Annotated in this window: 1 protein-coding gene; it reads right to left on the reverse strand. The window is 41.5% G+C overall.

The genetic code is table 11. The features are described 5' to 3' along the window. Positions 1-37: 37 nt before the first annotated feature. A complete protein-coding gene (locus HMPREF2086_RS12310) occupies positions 38-160 on the reverse strand; it encodes a hypothetical protein (protein WP_267902066.1) in 123 nt (40 codons plus the stop codon). Positions 161-566 lie beyond the last annotated feature (406 nt).

The following is a 566-nucleotide window of genomic DNA, read 5'->3' on the forward strand; positions in this document are numbered from 1 at the left end:
CTTAGCTCGCTCGTAATGACGATTGGCGTGTGGATTGCTAAAGAAACTGCGCTTCGCTTGTTTTGCCACACTCGCTTAGCTCGCTCGTAATGACGGAGATATTTGCGTTACTAGCAGCAGTTACTAGCTTTGCTTGAGATTCAAGGGATAAAGAACCCACCCCCAAACCCCCTCCGCAAGGGAGGGGGCTTATTCGTGCGTTTTAGTCCCTTGTAAAATCAGGTCATACTAAAAGTATGAATGGATAGAGTTGGAGGAAAAAGAATGTTTTAGTCCCTTGTAAAATCAGGTCATACTCAAAGCGACACCGAAGGGCGTTACGACCTAACGATGTTTTAGTCCCTTGTAAAATCAGGTCATACTAAAAGTCAAAAGAAGCTCAAAAATGCGAGTTTATGGTTTTAGTCCCTTGTAAAATCAGGTCATACTCAAAGTATTTCGGCACAAAAAGCCGAATTTTTAATGTTTTAGTCCCTTGTAAAATCAGGTCATACTAAAAGCCGCTGAGCGAAAAAAAAGGACACACAATGGTTTTAGTCCCTTGTAAAATCAGGTCATACTAAAAG

The organism is Helicobacter macacae MIT 99-5501 (genome assembly GCF_000507845.1).
Classification (GTDB): Bacteria; Campylobacterota; Campylobacteria; order Campylobacterales; family Helicobacteraceae; genus Helicobacter_B; species Helicobacter_B macacae.